The following is a 17,777-nucleotide window of genomic DNA, read 5'->3' as shown; positions in this document are numbered from 1 at the left end:
GCCCAACCCGGAAACGCTCTTACTGTGGCGGTATCGTGGCTGGAGGCGGTATCACCCTCCTCCATCTCACGCAATCGTGGTTGATACGGCCGCTCTACATGCCCTGGTAATTGGGCCCGCCGCCGCCTTCCGGCGGAACCCAGGTGATATTGCCGTTCGGGTCCTTCACGTCGCAGGTTTTGCAGTGGACGCAGTTCTGGGCGTTGATCTGGAAGCGCGGACCAGCGCCCTCCTCGACCCATTCATAGACGCCGGCCGGGCAATAGCGGTTCGACGGACCAGCGAAGACGTCGTGCTCGGACGTCTTCTGCAGGTTCATGTCGGCGACCTTGAGGTGAACCGGCTGGTCCTCTTCATGATTGGTGTTGGAGAGAAACACCGAGGACAGTTTGTCGAAGGTCAGCTTGCCGTCCGGCTTCGGATAGGCGATCGGGGTGTGCGCCCTCGCCGCATCCAGCGTCTTGCGGTCCGGCTTGGCGTGCGACTGCGTTCCGAACAGCGAGAAGCCCAGCGTGTTGCACCACATGTCGAAGCCGCCGAGCGCCACGCCGATGATGGTGCCGAACTTCGACCATAGCGGCTTGACGTTGCGGACCTTGTGCAGGTCTCGGCCGACGGCAGAATCGCGCCAGGCGTTTTCGTAACTGACCAGTTCGTCATTGGCGCGGCCCGCGCCGAGCGCTTGCGCGACATGTTCGGCCGCGAGCATGCCGCTGCCCATCGCATTGTGCACGCCCTTGATGCGCGGCACGTTGACGAAGCCTGCCGCGCAGCCGATCAGCGCGCCGCCCGGGAAACTCAGGCGCGGCACCGACTGATAGCCGCCCTCGGTAATGGCGCGCGCGCCATAGGAGATGCGCTTGCCGCCTTCGAACACGGTACGGATGGCGGGATGCGTCTTGAAGCGCTGGAATTCGTCGAACGGCGACAGATACGGATCGTCGTAATTGAGATGCACGACGAAACCGACCGCGACCTTGTTGTCGTCGTAATGGTAGAGGAACGAGCCGCCGCCGGTCTTGTTGTTCAGCGGCCAGCCGAACGAATGCTGGATCAGCCCCTTCTGGTGCTTGGCGGGATCGATCTCCCAGACTTCCTTGAGCCCGATGCCGAATTTCGACGGCTCGCTCTTGGCGTCGAGCGAGTATTTCGCGATCAACTGCTTGCTCAGGCTACCGCGCGCGCCTTCGGCGAACAGCGTGTATTTGCCGAGCAGCTCCATGCCACGCGTGAAGGAGTCCTTCGGCTTGCCATCCCTGCCGATGCCCATGTCGCCGGTCGCGATGCCGCGCACCGCGCCGTTGTCGTCATAAAGCACCTCGGCGGCCGCAAAGCCCGGATAGATTTCGACGCCGAGCGCCTCCGCCTTCGGCCCCAGCCAGCGGCAGACATCGCCGAGCGAACCGATATAGCAGTGATGGTTGTCCATCAGCGGCGGCATCGCGAAGTTCGGCAGCCGGATCGCGCTTGACGCCGTCGTCCAGTAGAAGCGATCGTCCTTGACCTGCGTCTTCAGCGGACACTCCGCATCCTCACGCCAATCGGGGATCAGTTTGTCGAGGGAAACCGGATCGATCACCGCGCCCGACAGGATATGCGCACCGACCTCGGAACCCTTTTCAACCACCACGATGCTGAGGTCCGCATTGAGCTGCTTCAGCCGGATCGCCGCGGCGAGGCCGGACGGCCCGGCGCCGACGATCACGACGTCGAATTCCATGGATTCGCGGGGAGGAAGTTCTTCTGCACTCATGATCTGGTCTCAGCCCAATTGAGAACGGCTCTAAAGCGTCCTTGTTTACGATTTTTGGTAGGAGGACAACCATGGAAATGCAATGTGAGGCGGTTTCGCATCCGTCCAATTGATCCTAGATTGGCATAATGGATTTCATCCCCGAACCCGCGCCTAATCTCAGGCAATTGCTGGCCTTTTATCTGGAGGCCGGGGTCGATTGCACGCTGGCGGAGGAGCCGGTCGACCGCCTTGCCGAACCGGACGCGCCCGCCCCCGCGCTCGTGGCGCGCGAGAGTGCGCCACCTCCTCCGGTCCGGGAAATGCCGGTGGCGGTATCAGCAGTTCCGCGCAGCGAAATCGCGCCCGCGCCGGAAGTTGCGATCGCGTCCGCCCGCGAAGCGGCGCGAAGCGCACCGACACTGGAAGAACTGCGTGCGCTCCTGGAAAAATTCGAGGGCTGCGCGCTGCGGAACACCGCGACACGGCTGGTGTTCGCCGACGGCAATCCCAAGGCGCGCATCATGTTCGTCGGCGAAGCGCCCGGACGCGACGAGGACATCGAGGGCCTGCCTTTCGTCGGTCGTTCCGGCAAGTTGCTCGACCGGATGATCGCGGCAATCGGCCTCGACCGCAGCAAGGCCTACATCGCCAACGTGATCCCCTGGCGGCCGCCCGGCAACCGGACGCCGACGCCGCAGGAAACGCAGATCTGCCTGCCCTTCATCCAGCGGCAGATCGAGCTGGTGAACCCCGACGTGCTGGTGACGCTCGGCAACCCGTCGACGCAGACGCTGCTGTCGACCCGTGAAGGCATCATGAGAACCCGCGGGAAATGGTTCGACTACGACACCGGCAGCCGCACCATCCGCGCCATGGCGACATTCCACCCGGCCTATCTGCTGCGTTCGCCGTCCTACAAGCGGATGTCGTGGCAGGATTTGCGCGCGATCGCGAAAGCGCTGGCGGCTTCGTAGGGTTTTACTGCGCCTTCGGCCGCACGATCGCCCAGCCGACCCGCAACAACGGCTGGCGGCCGTTCACCATCCATTCGAAGACGCGCGGCACTTCCGGCACCAGGCCGGGAAAGCGTTGCGCGATATCGGGCGGCGGCGTGCCTGAGGTATCGGAAGCGCGCCAGACCACAACGCCGCCGGTCTCGCTGAATTTCGCGACCGACATCCACGGGGTTCGTTCCGGCGTGGAATCGAGCAACAGATGCGGACGTCCGCGGTTCATGGCGATGATTCCAGCCAGCTGCGGATCGCCGGCCACCGCGCGCAGGCGCTGGTTGGTTCGGCGCTCGAAGTTGTCGCCGAAGAAACTCGCGATTGCTTTGGCCGGCAGCGCGGTCGGCACTTCATTGTCCCCGGTCCAGGGCAGGAACAGGCTCGTCGCAACGACCGCCACGGCAGGCGCAACAACGGCCGCCGCCCACACCGTTCGGAGCAGGCGCTGGCGCCGCAGATGAAGCAGGTCGCCGGTCGCCACGATCACGGCCAGCCCCGACATCAGCAGGGCCACGCCGGCCCCGCCCACTACGTGATCGAGGTTGAAGATCCCCGCAATCAGGCTTCCGAGCAGCGCGGGCGCCAATGCGAAGAAATAGACGAAGTCGCGCGCCAGCGGATCGACCGGCGGCCGAAAGATGATCGGCGCTTCCTCGGCGTGACGGGCGAACCAGCCGGAGTTGAGGATCACGAGCAGCACGATGGCGGACATCGCGAGCACCAGGCCGACGAGCAGCCAGCCCCATTGCATCGCGCGCGCGCCAAGGTCGGAGAATGCCGGCCATGGCGGCATCGCGAGCGCATCGGCACGGAGCAGCCAGATCAGATACGGCAAGACCAGCACGGCGATCACGAGCAGCGCATAGAGCGGATCGAGCGACATCAGCACGCGCCGCCTTCGCTCCGTGGCCACTGCAAATCCGGCGAGCAGCAGCAACAATCCGAGCGCGGCCGGCGTCGTCAGCAGCAATAGCCCGGCCTCGATCGACCAGGCGAACCAGGCGTTGCGGCGGTTCTGGCCGATCAATTGCCAGGAATGCAGCAGCAGCAGCGCCCATAGCGGACGCGCCAGCACCATGGGTCCGAATTCGACGCCGGGCGAACTGAAGGCCACCACCGTCATCGACAAGAGAACCGCGAGCACCGCCTGCTGCCCACCGACAATCGCGCGCGCCAGTTGATAGTAGATCCAGAACGTGGCGACAGCGCAGGCCTGCGCCAGGAGATAGACGCCGAACATGCTGTTGCCGGCGGCGCGGAAGGCGATATCAGCGAGCCAGAACGCCAGCGGCGGGCCGAGCGAGGTTCCGACCTGATATTCCCGGCCGAAGGCCAGCACGGTCGCGAGGTCGCCGGGCGGGCTGCGATAGAGCAGCATCGGCAGGAACAGCCAAAGTCCGGCCTGGACCAGCACCACGAGCAAGACCACCAGCCGCGGGCGGGCGCGGATCAGTTCGACAACGAGCGAGGTGAAGCGCATGAAACGTCCGAATGCCCGGGCCTGGCGGCCCTGTCCCCAAGCTTGTCCCCTAAGCACGTTTGATAGAGCGCACGAGCCGTCGAGGCAACCGATCTCAGATCGTGACGGAGATATCGGAAGCGATCTCCCCATCCGCCGTGAAAAGATCGGGCTCGACTTCGACCGTCTCCGGAAAATGCTTCTGCCGCGCGGCAATCACGGGCGCAAAAAACCGGCGGTGGTGGATGCTCGGGCCGAGCCGGTCCAGCGCCTCGCGATGTTCCGGCACGGCGTAGCCCTTGTGGGTCTCGAAACCGTAGCCCGGGCAATCCAGCGCCAGGGCGCTCATCAGGCGGTCGCGCGTGACCTTGGCGATGATCGAGGCGGCCGCAATCGACATGACGATGCCGTCGCCGCCGATCACGGCGTCACAGTCGCAGGGCGCATCAATCTTGTCACGGCCGTCGACGAACACATGCTTCGGCAGTTCCGGCAGCGCGCGCACGGAGCGCGCCAGCGCCCAGAGCGAGGCGCGCAATATATTGTCGCGATCGATCCGCGCCGGCGATGCAAAGGCAACTGCAAAGGACGAGGTCGCGCAGATCTCCTCGAACAGTTCCTCGCGACGCTCGGCCGTCAGCCGCTTGGAATCGTCGATGCCTTTGGGAATCCGCTTGGGATCGAGGATGACGGCGGCTGCCACCACCGGACCCGCCAGCGGACCGCGCCCGGCCTCGTCGCAGCCGGCAACCGGCCAGACGCCGCGCTTGATCAGCGCCCGCTCGCGGCGAAAGCTCGGCGGCGCGACGGCGATGACGCCCTTGGGCAGTCCGGCCTGTTCCATGCCGGCTTTCTTACCTGATTTCCTGTCGGTTTTCTTGGCGGACTTGTTTCGAATCATGGCCGGGATCGTGCGCATGCGCGCGACCGCGCGCAACCGGGAACCCGGCACTATTCCCGTTATTCAGCGTGACGCTGCCGCCACTCCCCGGCCTCAATCACATAAACGTCCCGGCTCCCGCGCTTGGGGCGCGGCGTCGTCAAAATGACGTGCGGCTGCTCTTCCGATGCTGGCATGGTCTTCCGGTCCATCAAGCCGCAATAGAGCAACTCGCTGACAGAGAGAAGTGGCACCGCCATAACACCACGGGTTCTAATCCGGCAGGCGAACCCGCCGGTCGTCGCCGACCTCGATGCCGGGCGCGACCACCACTTCCCACGCGTGGTTATCGGGATCGCCGAAATAGCAGGAGTAACCGCCGTAATCGGTCTTGCGCGCGGGCTTGAGCAGCGACGCGCCGCAGGAGATGGCGAAATCGAGCACCGTGTCGACCTCCTCGACCGAGCTGCAATTCCAGGCGAGCGTCACGCCGCGAAAGGTTTTCGGCCGCGGTTGGTCTGGCAGCGTGGCGTCGCTCGCGAGTTGATCCCACGGGTAGAGCGCGATCATGGTGCCGCCGGTGTCGAAGAAAGCGACGGCGTCGCCGGTTGCCTTCATTTTGCGGGCAAAGCCAAGCGCTTCGTAAAAGGCGATGCTGGCGCTGATATCGCTGACGCCGAGCGTGATGACGGTGAACCTGGGGATTGGCTTGCCAGTACGCATGTTATTTCCTTCCGTCATTGCGATGAGCCTAAGCTACGGCGGATAAGTCGCTCGCTCTCAATGACGACAACGCCTCAGAACAAACTCAGTTGCTGCCCGCTGCGCTTCGGCTTGACGAAATGATCGGTCGTCAGCTTCGAACGCCGCTTGTTGAGACCGAGCTTCTCGCAGGCGATTTCGAAGCGGCGGCCGATCATCCAGGCCATCGGGCCGGTGCCCTTCATCCGCGTTCCCCATTGCGAGTCGTAATCGCGTCCGCCGCGCATGTCGCGGATCAGGGTGAAGACGTGGCGGTAGCGATCGGGATAGTTCGCCATCAGCCATTCGCGAAAGAGGTCGCGCACCTCCAGCGGCAGCCGCAGCAGCACGTAGCTCGCTTCCTTGACGCCGGCATGGGCCGCGGCATCGAGGATGCGCTCGATCTCGGAATCGTTCAGCGCGGGGATGACGGGCGCGACCATCACGGTTGAGGGGATCCCGGCCTCCGATAATTGCCGCAGCGCCTCCAGCCGTTTCGGCGGCGTCGAGGCGCGCGGCTCCATGGTGCGCGCGAGCTTGGGATCGAGCGTGGTCACTGATATCGCGACCTTCGCGAGATTGCGCTTCGCCATCCGCTGCAGAATGTCGATATCGCGCGTCACCAGCGCCGATTTGGTGACGATGCCGACGGGATGGCCGGCTCGGTCAAGCACTTCGAGAATGCCGCGCATGATTTTGTGTTCGCGCTCGATCGGCTGATACGGATCGGTGTTGGTGCCGATCGCGATCATGCGCGGCTCGTAGCCCGATGCGGCGAGCTCCTTCTCGAGCAGTTCCGGCGCGTCGGGCTTGGCGAGCAGCTTGGATTCGAAATCGAGTCCGGGCGACAGGCCGAGAAAGGCATGGGTCGGCCGCGCGAAGCAGTAGACGCAGCCATGCTCACAGCCGCGATAGGGATTGATCGAGCGGTCGAAGCCGATGTCGGGCGAGTCGTTGCGGGTGATGACCTTGCGCGAGGTGTCCAGCGACACCGTCGTCTTGAACGGCGGCAGATCGTCAAGGCTCTGCCAGCCATCGTCGAAGGCGACCCGCGCCTCGGCCTCGAACCGGCCGCTCTGGTTGGACTGCGCGCCGCGCCCACGCCGTCGCTGCTTTTCGATGTTGACCGCAAGCTCGGGAAAAGGTGTCGCACCCGCCGGTTCGGAGGGCGCCGTGACCGGCGGGTGCTTGAGGGCATGAGAGGATGCTCGGCTCATGGGGAGAACATAGCACGAGGAAAGAACAAATCAAGAACATGATCGCCAACAATTCACGGCGATGCCCAATTTGCCGGAGAGGACACCGGCGCGGCATGCCTTAAAAAACCGCACGCAAACGGCTGTTTTGCTTGTGACAAGGTGATAACAGTGCAGCGTTTTTCACCGCTTGAGCCAGCGAAGCCTCATCATGTTGAGCGTGATCGTTCCGACCGAAGGAATAGAACAGCCGGCCGTCGCAACGCTGGCCGCGCTGGTGCCGGGCGCCGCGGCCGGTGTGATTGCCGAGGTGCTGCTGGTCGACAGGGGCGCCAATGGCGTGATCGAGCGGGTGGCCGACGTTGCCGGCTGCGGCTTTCTGAAGTTCGAGGGAACACGCGCCGCGGCACTGGCCGCCGGCGCACGGGCAGCGCGCTCGCCCTGGCTGATGTTCCTGCATGCCGGCGCGGTGCTCGACAGCGGCTGGATCGACGAGACCACGCAGTTCATCCAGGCCGTATCGAGCAGCGGCCGGCCGCGCGCCGGGGTGTTTCGCTATGCCCGCTCGCCCTATTCCGACACGCGGCTGCGCGACGGCTTCAAATTCGTCGCCCGCATGATCGCCGGGCCATCGGCGGAACAGGGGCTCCTGATCGCCCGCGATCATTACGAGCGGCTTGGCGGCTACCGGCCCGATTCCCGCCGCTCCGAGACGCGGCTGTTGCGCCAGCTCGGCCGCTCGGCGCGTACCCAGTTGCGCAGCCGGATCATGGTCGTCGCCTGAAGCGGTACACCGCAGGGCACAGACGCAAAATATCAAAAACAACCCCATGCAAAGTAGGGGCGGCACGAGCCGGCGTGCCCCACGAGAATATACTTGCCAAAGGCAACTATATATTTGACAATGGCAAGTATCGAGGTGTTGCCATGTCCGAACTGGATTCCGAACAAGAAGTCGCGGCGGTTCGCGCCTTCAATCGCTTCTACACCCGCAAGCTCGGCGTGCTGGACCAACAGCTCCTGAAGAGCCCCTATTCGCTGAGCGAGGCGCGGGTGCTGTACGAACTCGCCCACCGCGAAGACACCTCTGCCAAGGAGATCGGAAGCGAGCTGGGCCTCGATGCCGGCTATCTCAGCCGCATCGTGCAGAAATTCGATGAAGCCGGACTGATTACCAGCAAGCCGCTGCCGTCCGATCGCCGGCAATACCGCCTCACTTTGACGGCCAAGGGGCGTCAGACATTCGCAAAACTCGAGCGCAGCATGCGGGACGAAGTTGGGGCGATGCTGGCCACGTTGCCGCACGACGGCAAGGCGCGCTTGATCGGTGCGATGGCCGAGATCGAACGGCTGCTCGGTGATTCCCGCGGGTCTTCTTCGCCCGCAGTGTTGCGCGAACCGCGTCCCGGCGACATGGGATGGGTGGTGCAGAGCCACGGCGCGTTCTACGCCCGCGAATACGGCTTCGACTCCTCTTTCGAGGGACTGGTCGCGGAGATCGCGGCAAAATTCCTCGCTTCGTTCGACGCATCGCGCGAACGCTGCTGGATCGCCGATATCGACGGGACGCAAGTCGGCTCGATCTTTCTGGTGCGTCACACCGACGACGTCGCCAAGCTGCGACTGCTGCTGGTCGAGCCGGCCGGGCGTGGCCAGAGGCTGGGCCATCGGCTGGTCGGCGAATGCATCGCATTCGCCAGGGCCTGCGGCTATCGCAAGATCACGCTGTGGACGCAGAGCAACCTGGTCGCCGCCCGCAAGATCTATCAGGAAGCCGGATTCAAGCTGGTCGCCACCGAGCCGCATCGCAGTTTCGGGCAAAGCCTGATAGGCGAAACCTGGGAAATGGAACTGTGAGGCCGGGGCGTCGCGATACTGCGCGGCGCGTGACGCCTGATATCCTCGACTTTCATATCAAGCGTGCGCATCACTTGCGCATTGAGGCCTGGCGCAACATGTGGCGCGGGCTGTGGACGCTGCTGGTCAGGCTGAAGCGCCTTGTGCTTTAGGTCGCCGCAGGTGCTCGTCCAGCCGCGGCATGATCTCGACAAAATTACAGGGGCGCGTGCGGTAATCAAGCTGGGCGGCGAGGATGCCGTCCCACGCGTCGCGGCAGGCGCCCGGCGATCCCGGCAGACAGAAGATGAAGGTGGCACCCGCTACGCCCGCGGTGGCGCGGCTCTGCACCGTCGAGGTGCCGATCTTGGCGTGGCTCAGCATGTGGAAGGCGATGGAAAAACCATCCATCCGCTTTTCGAACAGCGGCTCGATCGCCTCCGGCGTCACGTCGCGGCCGGTGAAGCCGGTGCCGCCGGTGGTGATGATCGCATCGACGCCTTCGTCGGCGATCCACCGCTTGACGATGACGCGGATCGCATCGACGTCGTCGACGATGATTTCGCGCGCGGCGAGGTGATGGCCCGCCGCCGTCAGCCGGTCCGCCAGCGTGGCGCCGGATTTGTCGTCGGCCAGCGAGCGCGTGTCAGAGACCGTCAGCACCGCGATGTTGAGCGGCACGAATTGTTTTGTTTCGTCGATCGACATGACTGCTTCTTCCCCTCATGCCCGGGCAAAAGCGCGAAGCGCGTCTTCGCGCAGACGTCCCGGGCATCCACGTCTTTCAACTATCCGGAAGCAAGACGTGGATGGCCGGGACAAGCCCGGCCATGACGAATTACTTCCGCTCGAGCTACAACGCGCCCTGAGCAAACGTGTTGCAGGCCTGCACCGTGCCCTGCTGGTAGCCGGTCATGAACCATTGCTTGCGCTGCGCCGCGGAGCCGTGGGTAAAGCTGTCGGGCACCACCCTGCCCGTCGACTGCCGCTGCAGCGTGTCGTCGCCGATCGCGGTTGCCGTCCTCAACGCCGCGTCGATATCGCCGGGCTCGATGAAGCCGGGACGCTTCTTCTCCTCGCGGTTGACCCAGACGCCCGACAGGCAATCCGCCTGCAACTCGACCTTGACCTGCAGCGCGTTGGCTTCCGCCTTGCTGCCGGCTTGCTGCTGCAGTCGCTGCACGCGCGGCAGGATGCCGAGCAGGTTCTGAATGTGATGTCCCGCCTCATGCGCGATGATGTAGGCGGTCGTGAATTTGCAGGCACTGCCTGAGCAACCGCGGAAGCGCGTCTCGACTTCGCGGAAGAAAGAGGTGTCGAGGAAAATCTGCTTGTCCGGCGGGCAATAGAACGGTCCCATCGCCGACTGCGCCATGCCGCAGCGCCCGCCATTGGTGACGTTGCGAAACAGCACGATGCGCGGTCCCGTATAATTCTGTCCGCTGGTCTGGAAGATCTCGCTCCAGCGATCGTCGATCTCGCCGAGGATGCCGGCGATCATGCTGCCGACTTCATCCTTCGGCGCGCCGGTCTTGGCCGGGCCCGACCTGCGATCGGTCTGGTAGGTCGGCGCCTGCTGGCCGCCGGTGAGAATTTCAGCGCCGCCGATCAGAAGGCGCGGATCGATGCCGAAGGCATAGCCGACGAGGCCGAGAATGATGATGGTGCCGATGCCGAGCCCACCACCGCCCATCGGCAGGCCAAAGCCGCCACCACCACCACCCATTCCGCCGCCGCCCTCGTCACGACGGTCGTCGATACTATCGCTGCGGCGGAAGTCATCGTAACGCATGGCGCTGTTTCCTCATCCCCGGGGCTGCTCAAATACCAACGCGGCAGTCACGTAAAATTTCCATTTCATTAATCAATAACCTGCCCGGCAAAAATTGCCTAGTGCGCGAGCGACGCAATCTCTGCTGGCATTCTTGCCGATGATATCTCTGCGCATTCTCCGATCACCGCATCCGCAATTAAGTCGATTTTTACTTTGCCGGGTCAATGTATCGCCAGTCGGTTGTTTAGTCCCGCGTCGCCGACAGCGTCGCCTGAGTCAGAGTAATTGAGTCATGGTAGTGTCGCGTCGCGGGGCGTCTGCAAGGGCGCCCCGCACTAAATTTGAGTCTGAGTCCAGCGCTCGTATCGTCGTCGGCGATTGCGTCGCCGAGATGTCGAAGCTGCCGGCCGGTTCGGTCGATCTGGTATTCGCAGACCCTCCATATAATCTGCAGCTCAAGGGCGATCTCAAGCGCCCCGACGAATCCCATGTCGATGCCGTCAACAACGACTGGGACAAGTTTTCATCCTTTGGCGCCTATGACGATTTCACCCGCGCCTGGCTGCTCGCCTGCCGCCGGGTCATGAAACCGTCGGCGACATTGTGGGTGATCGGATCCTATCACAACATTTTCCGTGTCGGCGCGATCATGCAGGACCTCGGCTTCTGGGTTCTCAATGATATTGTGTGGCGCAAGACCAATCCGATGCCGAATTTCCGCGGCCGCCGCTTCACCAATGCGCATGAAACCATGATCTGGGCGGCGCGCGACGAGAAGGCCAAAGGTTACACATTCAATTATGAAGCCCTGAAGGCCGCCAACGAGGACGTGCAGGCGCGTTCAGACTGGCTGATTCCGCTCTGCACCGGCGAAGAGCGCCTCAAGGGCGCCGACGGCAAGAAGGTTCACCCGACCCAGAAGCCGGAAGGGCTGCTGGCGCGCGTGCTGCTGTCGTCGTCAAAGCCCGGCGATCTCGTGATCGACCCCTTCAACGGCACCGGAACCACCGGCGCCGTGGCAAAACGCCTCGGCCGCCGCTACATCGGCTTCGAGCGCGACAGGACCTATGCGGCTGCGGCGGAAGCGCGCATCGCAGCGGTCGAGCCGCTGCCCGAGGCAACGCTGGCGCCGTTCATGACCGCCCGCGACGCGCCGCGCGTGGCGTTCTCCGAACTGATCGAGCGCGGCATGATTCCGCCCGGCACCAAGCTGGTCGACTCCAAGAAGCGTCATGGCGCCCTCGTCCGCGCCGACGGCGCCATCATGCTCGGCGACAAGGTCGGCTCGATCCACCGCATCGGTGCTGTGGCGCAGGGCTCCGGCGCCTGCAACGGCTGGACCTTCTGGCACGTCGAGACCAAGAACGGCCTCAGGCTGATCGACGAGCTGCGCGCCGAAATTCGCTCGGAAATGGCGGCGGGTTAAGAGGCGGCTTGCCTCATCACGGGACGTCCGGCTTTGCGGGCTTCTGGCCGCCGCAACGCACTCTAGCGTGCGTATGCGGCATGGCAGCCGTGCCGGGCGCGCGGGTTGTCGTGCGGCCTTTCGCCCATAATTCAGGGAATACTTGCAACATTCATTATCCCGTATGAGACTAGTGCCATGCGCACCCGAGGCTCCGAGTCCTTCATTGTGCTGCCGCTGCTGCCGATTTTCCTGATCGGCGTATTTCCGATGCTATTGCTGAGTTTGCTGGGGCCGGCCGGGCTGATCATCCTCGGCATCCTGGTCGCCTGCGCAGGGCTTACCGACATTCTCGACGCCAGCGGCACCTTCAGCGAGCAGATCATCGTCCATGGCTATGCGAAAGGATCGGAGCGGGCGGGACAGCGCACGGCGCTGCGCACGGAAATGCGCTTCGCGTCGATTATGATCGCTGCCGGTGCGGGCCTGGCGGTCGCCGGCATCGGCGGTCTGGCGCTGTCGTAAGCGCTGGCGGCGCGCGCCGGTCACGAACTCGTCGCTTGCGCATTCAATAAAAATTTGAGCATGGACGTGGGCCCGGCGGCAATGCCGCCGCGTGCCGCGACAAGATTCCTTGCAAGAAGCAATGGGGAGAAATTCCAAAATGCTCAAATTCTACTTCAACGGATCGCCCAACCCGACCAAGGTCGCCCTCTTCCTCGAGGAAGCCGGCCTCGCCTACCAGCCGGTTGCGGTCGACACCCGCAAGGGCGAGCAGTTCAAGCCGGAATATCTCGCCATCAATCCGAACGCCAAGGTGCCCGCGATCGACGACGACGGCGTTATCGTGTTCGACAGCAACGCCATCCTGCTCTACCTCGCCGAAAAGACCGGCAAGTTTCTTCCCGCGAACACGCCGCAAAATCGTGCCGAATTGCTGTCCTGGCTGATGTTCGCCGCCACCGGCGTCGGCCCGTATTCCGGCCAGGCCGTCCACTTCAAGCACTTCGCGCCGGAGAAGATCGACTACGCCCATAACCGCTACCAGTTCGAGGCGCAGCGGCATTTCGGCATTCTCAACGACCATCTGGCCAAACGCCGCTACATGGTCGGCGACACCTACACCATCGTCGACATGGACGTGTGGGGCTGGGCGCGCATGATCCCCCTGGTTCTCGGCGAAGAGGCGGTCGCGAAGTATCCGAACGTCAAGCGGCTGGTCGACGAGATTTCGGCGCGTCCGGCGGCGGCCAAGGCGATCGTCCTGAAGGATAATTTTAAGTTCAAGGCCGAGATGGACGACGAGGCCCGCGGCAACATGTTCAAGCATCTCAAGATCAGGGCCGCCTGATCGGACCTAACTAAGCAAAACGGCGCCCTCGCGGGCGCCGTTTTAGTTTATGCGTAGGGTGGGCAAAGCGGAGCGTGCCCACCATCACGAGTGCCCATGAAAAATGGTGGGCACGTCGCTAACGCTCCTTTGCCCACCCTACGAACCTCACCGCGCCAACACTGCTCAACGCCTCAACCCGCCGCCGCCAGCTTCAATTCAGCAGGGAACGGCCCGAGCACGCGCTCGACCAGCGCGGAGTCGCAATATTCCTTGATCTCCTTGATCTTGCCGTTCTCGATGCGCCAGACCATGCAGTATTGGTTGTCGTAGCGCTCTCCGCTCTTGGCCAAATTGTCGCCGCGCGCTTCGACGACGACATAGTCGCCCTCCGCGATGAAGTTGAACGCCAGCGAGCGCGGGCGGCCGGAGGCGAGGAGCGAGCGCAAATGGCCCATCAGGCCATTGTTGATCGCCTCGCGCCCCTTGAATTCACCAGACCATGAATACTGGCCGGTGACGATCCAGGTGACGTCCTCTGCTATGTTGTCGAGAAAGGTCGTTCCGCTCCGGTTGGCGGAATCGGCATAGACCTGCTGTACCAGTTTCTTGTTCGCTGGTGCGCTCATGGCGGCTTGTCCTTCTGCTAAGCACTCTGTTGATCAAACTTTGGGAAACGGTCGGCCCACTGCGGGTTCGAGCGGCAACCGCAGCGCGTTCGCGACATAGCCGACCGTTCGGTAGTAGCCGGCCATCACCAGCAGCTCGAGAATGGCCTCATCGTCGAACACGGGACGCAGCGCGCTCCATAAGTCGTCGCCGATGTCGCAACGTTCATGCAATTCATCGGCAAGCCGGATCAGAAGGGCGTCGGTCGCATCCCAGCACGCGCTCGCGGCGTTGCCATGCACGGTGGCGCTGACCTGCGCCTCGGTCAGCCGCGCCTCCTCGGCAAAGTAGTGCAGGCGCATGCCCCATTCATATTCGCAGCCGCACCGCGCCGTGACCCGCAGCAGGAAGACCTCGCGCTGCCTTAGGCTGACATGCGAATCCCTGAGATAGGCAGGCGCACCGTTGATGAAACGTTCGAGCAGCGCCGGATGGCGCGCCAGCGTCGTGAACAGCCGGAACGGCGGCATCCAGGATCGCGGCAGACGGTCGAAGATTGCCTGCACGCGCGCGTCATAGGGTTCGGTGGCAGGCTTCAGGCGATCGGTCATGCAAGTCCGGCTTCGTTGTTTGCTGGACGTAATCTCGCGCAAATGCCGTCATTCTTCCAATCGATAGAGAATATGATATATATTCACGATATGAATTTGCATTCGCTTGACCTCAATTTGCTGGTCGCGCTCGACGCGCTGCTGAAGGAAACCAGCGTCAGCCGCGCCGCGATGCGGATCGGGCTGTCGCAGCCGGCAGCGAGCCACGCGCTGCAGAGGCTGCGCGACCTGATCGGCGATCCCCTGCTGGTGCGTACCGGCGCGCGCATGGAATTGACGCCGCGGGCACAAGCCCTGCGCGCGCCGCTGGCGCAGGCGCTCGATCAGGTGCGCTCGCTGTTCGTCGCCGATGAATTCGACGCCGCGAGAAGCGAACGTCAGTTTCGCCTGATGATGCCGGACCTGGCGGTCGAACTGCTGATGCCGCCGCTGATGGAGAAGATTACGAAAGCCGCGCCGAACGTCCGGATCGACGTGGTGCCGTGGCGGGGGCCGGCGATCTTCACCGCGGAGTTTGCCCGCACCATCGATCTCGTGATCTCGATCGGCAACGCCTTCACCGGCTTTCACCGGCAGCCGCTTTACACCGACAGTGATGCGCTGGCTGTCCGCCGCAGCCACCCCGCCGGCACGCGGCTGAAGCGGATCGAAACCTTTCTCGACGCCCGCCATGTCGCGGTGGTGATCCGCGGCCAGAGCGAGGACCTGATCGACATGTGGCTGCGCCCGAAGGGCATCGAGCGCCGGATCGCGCTGGTCGTGCCGGGCTATCTTGAGGCGCTGCATGTTGCCGCGCGCACCGATCTCGTCGCCTTCGTGCCACGGCGCCTGATCGGCGCGCTGTCGAAGCAATTGTCGCTCGCAACCGTCGCACCGCCGCTCGATCCCGGGATCGACGAGCAGTACATGTTCTACCCGACCCGGGCGCAGATGGATCCCGGCTCGATCTGGCTGCGCAACATCATGCTCGGCATCGGCCGCGAGATGGAACGCGGGAAAAAGGCGGCGTAGGGTGGGCAAAGGAGCGCAGCGACGTGCCCACCATCTATCCGCCAACTCGTCGTGAATGGTGGGCACGCTATCGCTTTGCCCACCCTACAAATTCAGGCCTTCTCCTCCGCCAGCACCGTGGCTACCGCCGGCCGCTCCTCCATCCGCTTGCGATGCGCGACGACCTTCGGCAGCCTGGATAGATCAACGCCGTCGCCCTCCAGCCAGCCGGCGATGGTGTAGAGATAGGGATCGCAGATCGTGTACTGCTCGCCCATCACCCACGGCCCTTTGAGCATATCGCGCTCGATCAGCGTAAAGCATGCCGTCATCGTCTCCGGCACCTTGCGCTTGAAGTCGGCGAACGACGTCTCCTCGGTCGCCCAGCGCGCCCCGCGCATCTTGTGGGCGTGTGCGACATGCACGGTGGAACAGAGATAGTTGTTGATCGACTGCACCTGCGCGAAGGCAAAGGGATCCTGCGGCACGAGCTTCGCGTTCGGAAAGCTGTGCGCAATGAACGCAAGGATCGCCGGCGTCTCGGTCAGTACCCCACTATCCGTCACCAGCGCGGGGACGCGGCCTTTGGGGTTGATCTTGAGATAATCCGGGCTGTTCTGCTGGTTGTTCTTGAAGTTCAGCCGTTCGGCGCTGTAGGGCGCGCCGACCTCCTCAAGCGCGATGTGCGAAGCCAGCGCGCAGGTGCCGGGGGCGTAGTAGAGCTTGAACATGGCGGTCCTCATGGGGAAAGCCGGACGTTACCGGCATACCCCTGAGCCGTCCACCCCCGGCGGGTGGAGTAGTCTTTGGCGGTTCAACTCGCCCGCGGCTGAAGCTTCCCCTCGATGTAGACGCTGACGATCGTATCGTCGGCGGGATAATGCTCGGGCGCCACCGCCGTGAGCTGGGCCTGGATGCATTTCCACGCGCCGTTCTCGAACAGATAGGTGTCGGTATAGGTGGTCATGCCGGTCACCTCGCTGCCATCGCGGCGGCGGGTGTACTTGTTGGTGGAACGCACCAGCGCGACATCGCCGACCACGGTGATCAGTTCGTCACGGACGTCCCAGTAGACGATGACCTCTGGATCAAAGGCGGTGGCCCAGTATTTCAGGTAGGTCGCGCGATCCCAGCGCTGGCCGGTGGGCCAGATATTGATGAAGCTGGGATGCAGAATGGCGTCGTGCGCGGGCACGTCGCTGGTCACGAAATTGTGGATGAAGCGGGCATTTAACGCCCGCAGCTCATTCATTGTCTCGGCCGATTGATGATCACGTAAGGCAGGCTGCATCTTCATCTCCCAGGGCTTGGTGAAAGCGCCAACTGGCGCGCCTTTTCGGCGGTCGCGTCATCAGCCGGAAAGAAGCACTCGATCTTGATCTGCTGCAGCGCCGCATCCGTCGGCATCGCCAGCGTCGTAAAGGTGGAAAAGAACGCCAGGCGGTAGTCGCCCTTCGCAAGCTGCATCGTCATGACCGGCGACGTGGCCTGCGAATGGCGCGGCTGCCGCCATTCGGCCGACAGCCCGGGATAGACCATGATCTCATCGAGCAGTTGCGCCGCGGCGCGGCTGCCTTGCGCGACGTCGCGATGCAGGATCTGGATCAACTGCCGGGCGAACTCGTCCCAGTTCAGCATGAACTGCCGCAGTCCCCTTGGATGAAAGACGACGTGCATGGCATTGTCGGCAAGCCCGTTTTCCATCTCGTATGAATCGCGAAACGGCTTGAGCAGGCGTGCCGAACCCTGGTTGCGCATCCGAACGTCCCAGTGTCCGTCGATCACGATCCCCGGATAGGGCTCCTGCTGCCGCAGGATGAAATCCAGCGCCTGCCGCACCGGCTGCAAATTCTCGGCCGCCAGCCCCTTGTCGCCATAGGGCGGCACAAAACCCGCCGCGACATGCAGGGCATTGCGCTCCTCGAGCGGCAGGTCGAGCGCGCTGCCGAGCAACTGCACCATCTCGCGGCTCGGCTGCGAGCGGCCGGTCTCCAGAAAGCACAGATGCCGGGCCGACACGTTGGCATCCGCCGCCAGTTCGATCTGGGTCAGCCGGCGAACGCTGCGCCAATGTTTCAACAGGCGGCTGAAATGTCCGGCCGGGATCTCGTGCGCGTTCGTCTCTGGGGCAGCCATGCCGGCAATCTAGACCATCGCATCAGAACGGCAATTACCTCGGATGTAAGTGACGAGCCCCGCAATTG

Annotated in this window: 19 protein-coding genes; 7 read left to right on the top strand and 12 right to left on the bottom strand. The window is 63.6% G+C overall.

Annotation, left to right across the window (positions count from 1 at the left end; all coding sequences use genetic code 11):
- Positions 1-94: 94 nt before the first annotated feature.
- Positions 95-1,753 (bottom strand): electron transfer flavoprotein-ubiquinone oxidoreductase, encoded by a 1,659-nt coding sequence (locus tag LMTR21_RS08290; protein WP_065751502.1) that lies wholly within the window; start codon positions 1,751-1,753, stop codon positions 95-97.
- Positions 1,754-1,881: 128 nt separating this feature from the next.
- On the opposite strand from LMTR21_RS08290, the gene LMTR21_RS08285 reads away from it, so the two are divergent.
- Positions 1,882-2,709 carry a uracil-DNA glycosylase gene (locus tag LMTR21_RS08285; RefSeq protein ID WP_065751501.1) on the top strand — a complete coding sequence of 276 codons (828 nt, stop codon included), beginning with the start codon at positions 1,882-1,884 and terminating at the stop codon, positions 2,707-2,709.
- A 4-nt stretch (positions 2,710-2,713) separates the two neighbouring features.
- Here the strand turns inward: LMTR21_RS08285 and LMTR21_RS08280 are convergent, their stop codons facing one another.
- The 4 genes from LMTR21_RS08280 to LMTR21_RS08265 all read right to left on the bottom strand — a co-directional run bounded on the left by LMTR21_RS08280 (position 2,714) and on the right by LMTR21_RS08265 (position 7,039).
- A complete protein-coding gene (locus LMTR21_RS08280; protein WP_065751500.1) occupies positions 2,714-4,222 on the bottom strand; it encodes a glycosyltransferase family 39 protein in 1,509 nt (502 codons plus the stop codon).
- Positions 4,223-4,316: 94 nt separating this feature from the next.
- Positions 4,317-5,102 carry a ribonuclease HII gene (gene rnhB / locus LMTR21_RS08275; RefSeq protein WP_065751576.1) on the bottom strand — a complete coding sequence of 262 codons (786 nt, stop codon included), beginning with the start codon at positions 5,100-5,102 and terminating at the stop codon, positions 4,317-4,319.
- Positions 5,103-5,354: 252 nt separating this feature from the next.
- On the bottom strand, positions 5,355-5,804 hold the full coding sequence (locus LMTR21_RS08270; RefSeq protein ID WP_065751498.1) for a VOC family protein: 450 nt from the start codon (positions 5,802-5,804) through the stop codon (positions 5,355-5,357).
- Positions 5,805-5,878: 74 nt separating this feature from the next.
- Positions 5,879-7,039 carry a PA0069 family radical SAM protein gene (locus LMTR21_RS08265; RefSeq protein WP_065751497.1) on the bottom strand — a complete coding sequence of 387 codons (1,161 nt, stop codon included), beginning with the start codon at positions 7,037-7,039 and terminating at the stop codon, positions 5,879-5,881.
- Between the two features lie 190 nt (positions 7,040-7,229).
- Between LMTR21_RS08265 and LMTR21_RS08260 the strand changes: the two genes are divergently transcribed.
- On the top strand, positions 7,230-7,802 hold the full coding sequence (locus LMTR21_RS08260; protein ID WP_065751496.1) for a glycosyltransferase family protein: 573 nt from the start codon (positions 7,230-7,232) through the stop codon (positions 7,800-7,802).
- 143 nt (positions 7,803-7,945) lie between these two features.
- A complete protein-coding gene (locus tag LMTR21_RS08255; protein WP_065751495.1) occupies positions 7,946-8,875 on the top strand; it encodes a bifunctional helix-turn-helix transcriptional regulator/GNAT family N-acetyltransferase in 930 nt (309 codons plus the stop codon).
- 126 nt (positions 8,876-9,001) lie between these two features.
- On the opposite strand, the gene moaB is transcribed toward LMTR21_RS08255, so the two are convergent.
- Complete coding sequence (gene moaB, locus LMTR21_RS08250; protein ID WP_065751494.1) at positions 9,002-9,562, bottom strand: molybdenum cofactor biosynthesis protein B; 561 nt, start codon at positions 9,560-9,562, stop codon at positions 9,002-9,004.
- Between the two features lie 145 nt (positions 9,563-9,707).
- Entirely contained in the window at positions 9,708-10,646 is a 939-nt protein-coding gene (gene ypfJ, locus LMTR21_RS08245; RefSeq protein WP_065751493.1) for a KPN_02809 family neutral zinc metallopeptidase, read from the bottom strand.
- Positions 10,647-10,920: 274 nt separating this feature from the next.
- On the opposite strand from ypfJ, the gene LMTR21_RS08240 reads away from it, so the two are divergent.
- The 3 genes from LMTR21_RS08240 (at position 10,921) to LMTR21_RS08230 (ending at position 13,384) form a co-directional block, all read left to right on the top strand.
- Positions 10,921-12,054: a site-specific DNA-methyltransferase gene (locus LMTR21_RS08240; RefSeq protein WP_057856810.1), complete on the top strand. Its 1,134-nt coding sequence runs from the start codon at positions 10,921-10,923 to the stop codon at positions 12,052-12,054.
- Positions 12,055-12,261: 207 nt separating this feature from the next.
- On the top strand, positions 12,262-12,558 hold the full coding sequence (locus LMTR21_RS08235) for a hypothetical protein (RefSeq protein WP_246175399.1): 297 nt from the start codon (positions 12,262-12,264) through the stop codon (positions 12,556-12,558).
- Positions 12,559-12,697: 139 nt separating this feature from the next.
- Positions 12,698-13,384, top strand: coding sequence for a glutathione S-transferase family protein (locus LMTR21_RS08230; protein ID WP_065751491.1), 687 nt, complete (start codon positions 12,698-12,700; stop codon positions 13,382-13,384).
- 173 nt (positions 13,385-13,557) lie between these two features.
- Here LMTR21_RS08230 and LMTR21_RS08225 read toward each other — a convergent pair whose 3' ends face one another.
- Together LMTR21_RS08225 and LMTR21_RS08220 are read right to left on the bottom strand one after the other, a co-directional pair.
- Positions 13,558-13,992: a nuclear transport factor 2 family protein gene (locus tag LMTR21_RS08225; protein WP_065751490.1), complete on the bottom strand. Its 435-nt coding sequence runs from the start codon at positions 13,990-13,992 to the stop codon at positions 13,558-13,560.
- A gap of 33 nt (positions 13,993-14,025) precedes the next feature.
- Positions 14,026-14,583 carry a carboxymuconolactone decarboxylase family protein gene (locus LMTR21_RS08220; RefSeq protein ID WP_065751489.1) on the bottom strand — a complete coding sequence of 186 codons (558 nt, stop codon included), beginning with the start codon at positions 14,581-14,583 and terminating at the stop codon, positions 14,026-14,028.
- A gap of 90 nt (positions 14,584-14,673) precedes the next feature.
- On the opposite strand from LMTR21_RS08220, the gene LMTR21_RS08215 reads away from it, so the two are divergent.
- The gene (locus LMTR21_RS08215; RefSeq protein ID WP_065751575.1) at positions 14,674-15,594 is read left to right on the top strand and encodes a LysR family transcriptional regulator; all 921 of its coding nucleotides are present in this window, start codon (positions 14,674-14,676) and stop codon (positions 15,592-15,594) included.
- Between the two features lie 92 nt (positions 15,595-15,686).
- Here LMTR21_RS08215 and LMTR21_RS08210 read toward each other — a convergent pair whose 3' ends face one another.
- From LMTR21_RS08210 to LMTR21_RS08200, 3 genes are all read right to left on the bottom strand, one after another.
- Positions 15,687-16,304 carry a glutathione S-transferase family protein gene (locus LMTR21_RS08210; RefSeq protein ID WP_065751574.1) on the bottom strand — a complete coding sequence of 206 codons (618 nt, stop codon included), beginning with the start codon at positions 16,302-16,304 and terminating at the stop codon, positions 15,687-15,689.
- A gap of 83 nt (positions 16,305-16,387) precedes the next feature.
- Positions 16,388-16,864: a nuclear transport factor 2 family protein gene (locus LMTR21_RS08205; RefSeq protein ID WP_187399324.1), complete on the bottom strand. Its 477-nt coding sequence runs from the start codon at positions 16,862-16,864 to the stop codon at positions 16,388-16,390.
- Between the two features lie 2 nt (positions 16,865-16,866).
- Positions 16,867-17,709 carry a helix-turn-helix domain-containing protein gene (locus tag LMTR21_RS08200; RefSeq protein ID WP_065751487.1) on the bottom strand — a complete coding sequence of 281 codons (843 nt, stop codon included), beginning with the start codon at positions 17,707-17,709 and terminating at the stop codon, positions 16,867-16,869.
- Between the last annotated feature and the right edge of the window lie 68 nt (positions 17,710-17,777).

The sequence above is a fragment of the Bradyrhizobium paxllaeri genome (assembly GCF_001693515.2).
Lineage (GTDB): Bacteria > Pseudomonadota > Alphaproteobacteria > Rhizobiales > Xanthobacteraceae > Bradyrhizobium > Bradyrhizobium paxllaeri.
Note: the sequence above shows the minus strand (reverse complement) of the source record. Positions and strands in the feature narration are given on the sequence as shown.

Excerpts from the sequence above, each read along its gene's own strand:
- LMTR21_RS08280 (WP_065751500.1), bottom strand. The coding sequence starts at position 4,222 with ATGCGCTTCACCTCGCTCGTTGTCGAACTGATCCGCGCCCGCCCGCGG.
- LMTR21_RS08215 (WP_065751575.1), top strand. The coding sequence starts at position 14,674 with ATGAATTTGCATTCGCTTGACCTCAATTTGCTGGTCGCGCTCGACGCG.
- rnhB (WP_065751576.1), bottom strand. The coding sequence starts at position 5,102 with ATGATTCGAAACAAGTCCGCCAAGAAAACCGACAGGAAATCAGGTAAG.
- moaB (WP_065751494.1), bottom strand. The coding sequence starts at position 9,562 with ATGTCGATCGACGAAACAAAACAATTCGTGCCGCTCAACATCGCGGTG.
- LMTR21_RS08265 (WP_065751497.1), bottom strand. The coding sequence starts at position 7,039 with ATGAGCCGAGCATCCTCTCATGCCCTCAAGCACCCGCCGGTCACGGCG.
- LMTR21_RS08205 (WP_187399324.1), bottom strand. The coding sequence starts at position 16,864 with ATGCAGCCTGCCTTACGTGATCATCAATCGGCCGAGACAATGAATGAG.
- LMTR21_RS08255 (WP_065751495.1), top strand. The coding sequence starts at position 7,946 with ATGTCCGAACTGGATTCCGAACAAGAAGTCGCGGCGGTTCGCGCCTTC.
- LMTR21_RS08210 (WP_065751574.1), bottom strand. The coding sequence starts at position 16,304 with ATGTTCAAGCTCTACTACGCCCCCGGCACCTGCGCGCTGGCTTCGCAC.
- LMTR21_RS08285 (WP_065751501.1), top strand. The coding sequence starts at position 1,882 with ATGGATTTCATCCCCGAACCCGCGCCTAATCTCAGGCAATTGCTGGCC.
- LMTR21_RS08225 (WP_065751490.1), bottom strand. The coding sequence starts at position 13,992 with ATGAGCGCACCAGCGAACAAGAAACTGGTACAGCAGGTCTATGCCGAT.
- LMTR21_RS08240 (WP_057856810.1), top strand. The coding sequence starts at position 10,921 with ATGGTAGTGTCGCGTCGCGGGGCGTCTGCAAGGGCGCCCCGCACTAAA.
- ypfJ (WP_065751493.1), bottom strand. The coding sequence starts at position 10,646 with ATGCGTTACGATGACTTCCGCCGCAGCGATAGTATCGACGACCGTCGT.
- LMTR21_RS08220 (WP_065751489.1), bottom strand. The coding sequence starts at position 14,583 with ATGACCGATCGCCTGAAGCCTGCCACCGAACCCTATGACGCGCGCGTG.
- LMTR21_RS08260 (WP_065751496.1), top strand. The coding sequence starts at position 7,230 with ATGTTGAGCGTGATCGTTCCGACCGAAGGAATAGAACAGCCGGCCGTC.
- LMTR21_RS08270 (WP_065751498.1), bottom strand. The coding sequence starts at position 5,804 with ATGCGTACTGGCAAGCCAATCCCCAGGTTCACCGTCATCACGCTCGGC.
- LMTR21_RS08290 (WP_065751502.1), bottom strand. The coding sequence starts at position 1,753 with ATGAGTGCAGAAGAACTTCCTCCCCGCGAATCCATGGAATTCGACGTC.
- LMTR21_RS08200 (WP_065751487.1), bottom strand. The coding sequence starts at position 17,709 with ATGGCTGCCCCAGAGACGAACGCGCACGAGATCCCGGCCGGACATTTC.
- LMTR21_RS08230 (WP_065751491.1), top strand. The coding sequence starts at position 12,698 with ATGCTCAAATTCTACTTCAACGGATCGCCCAACCCGACCAAGGTCGCC.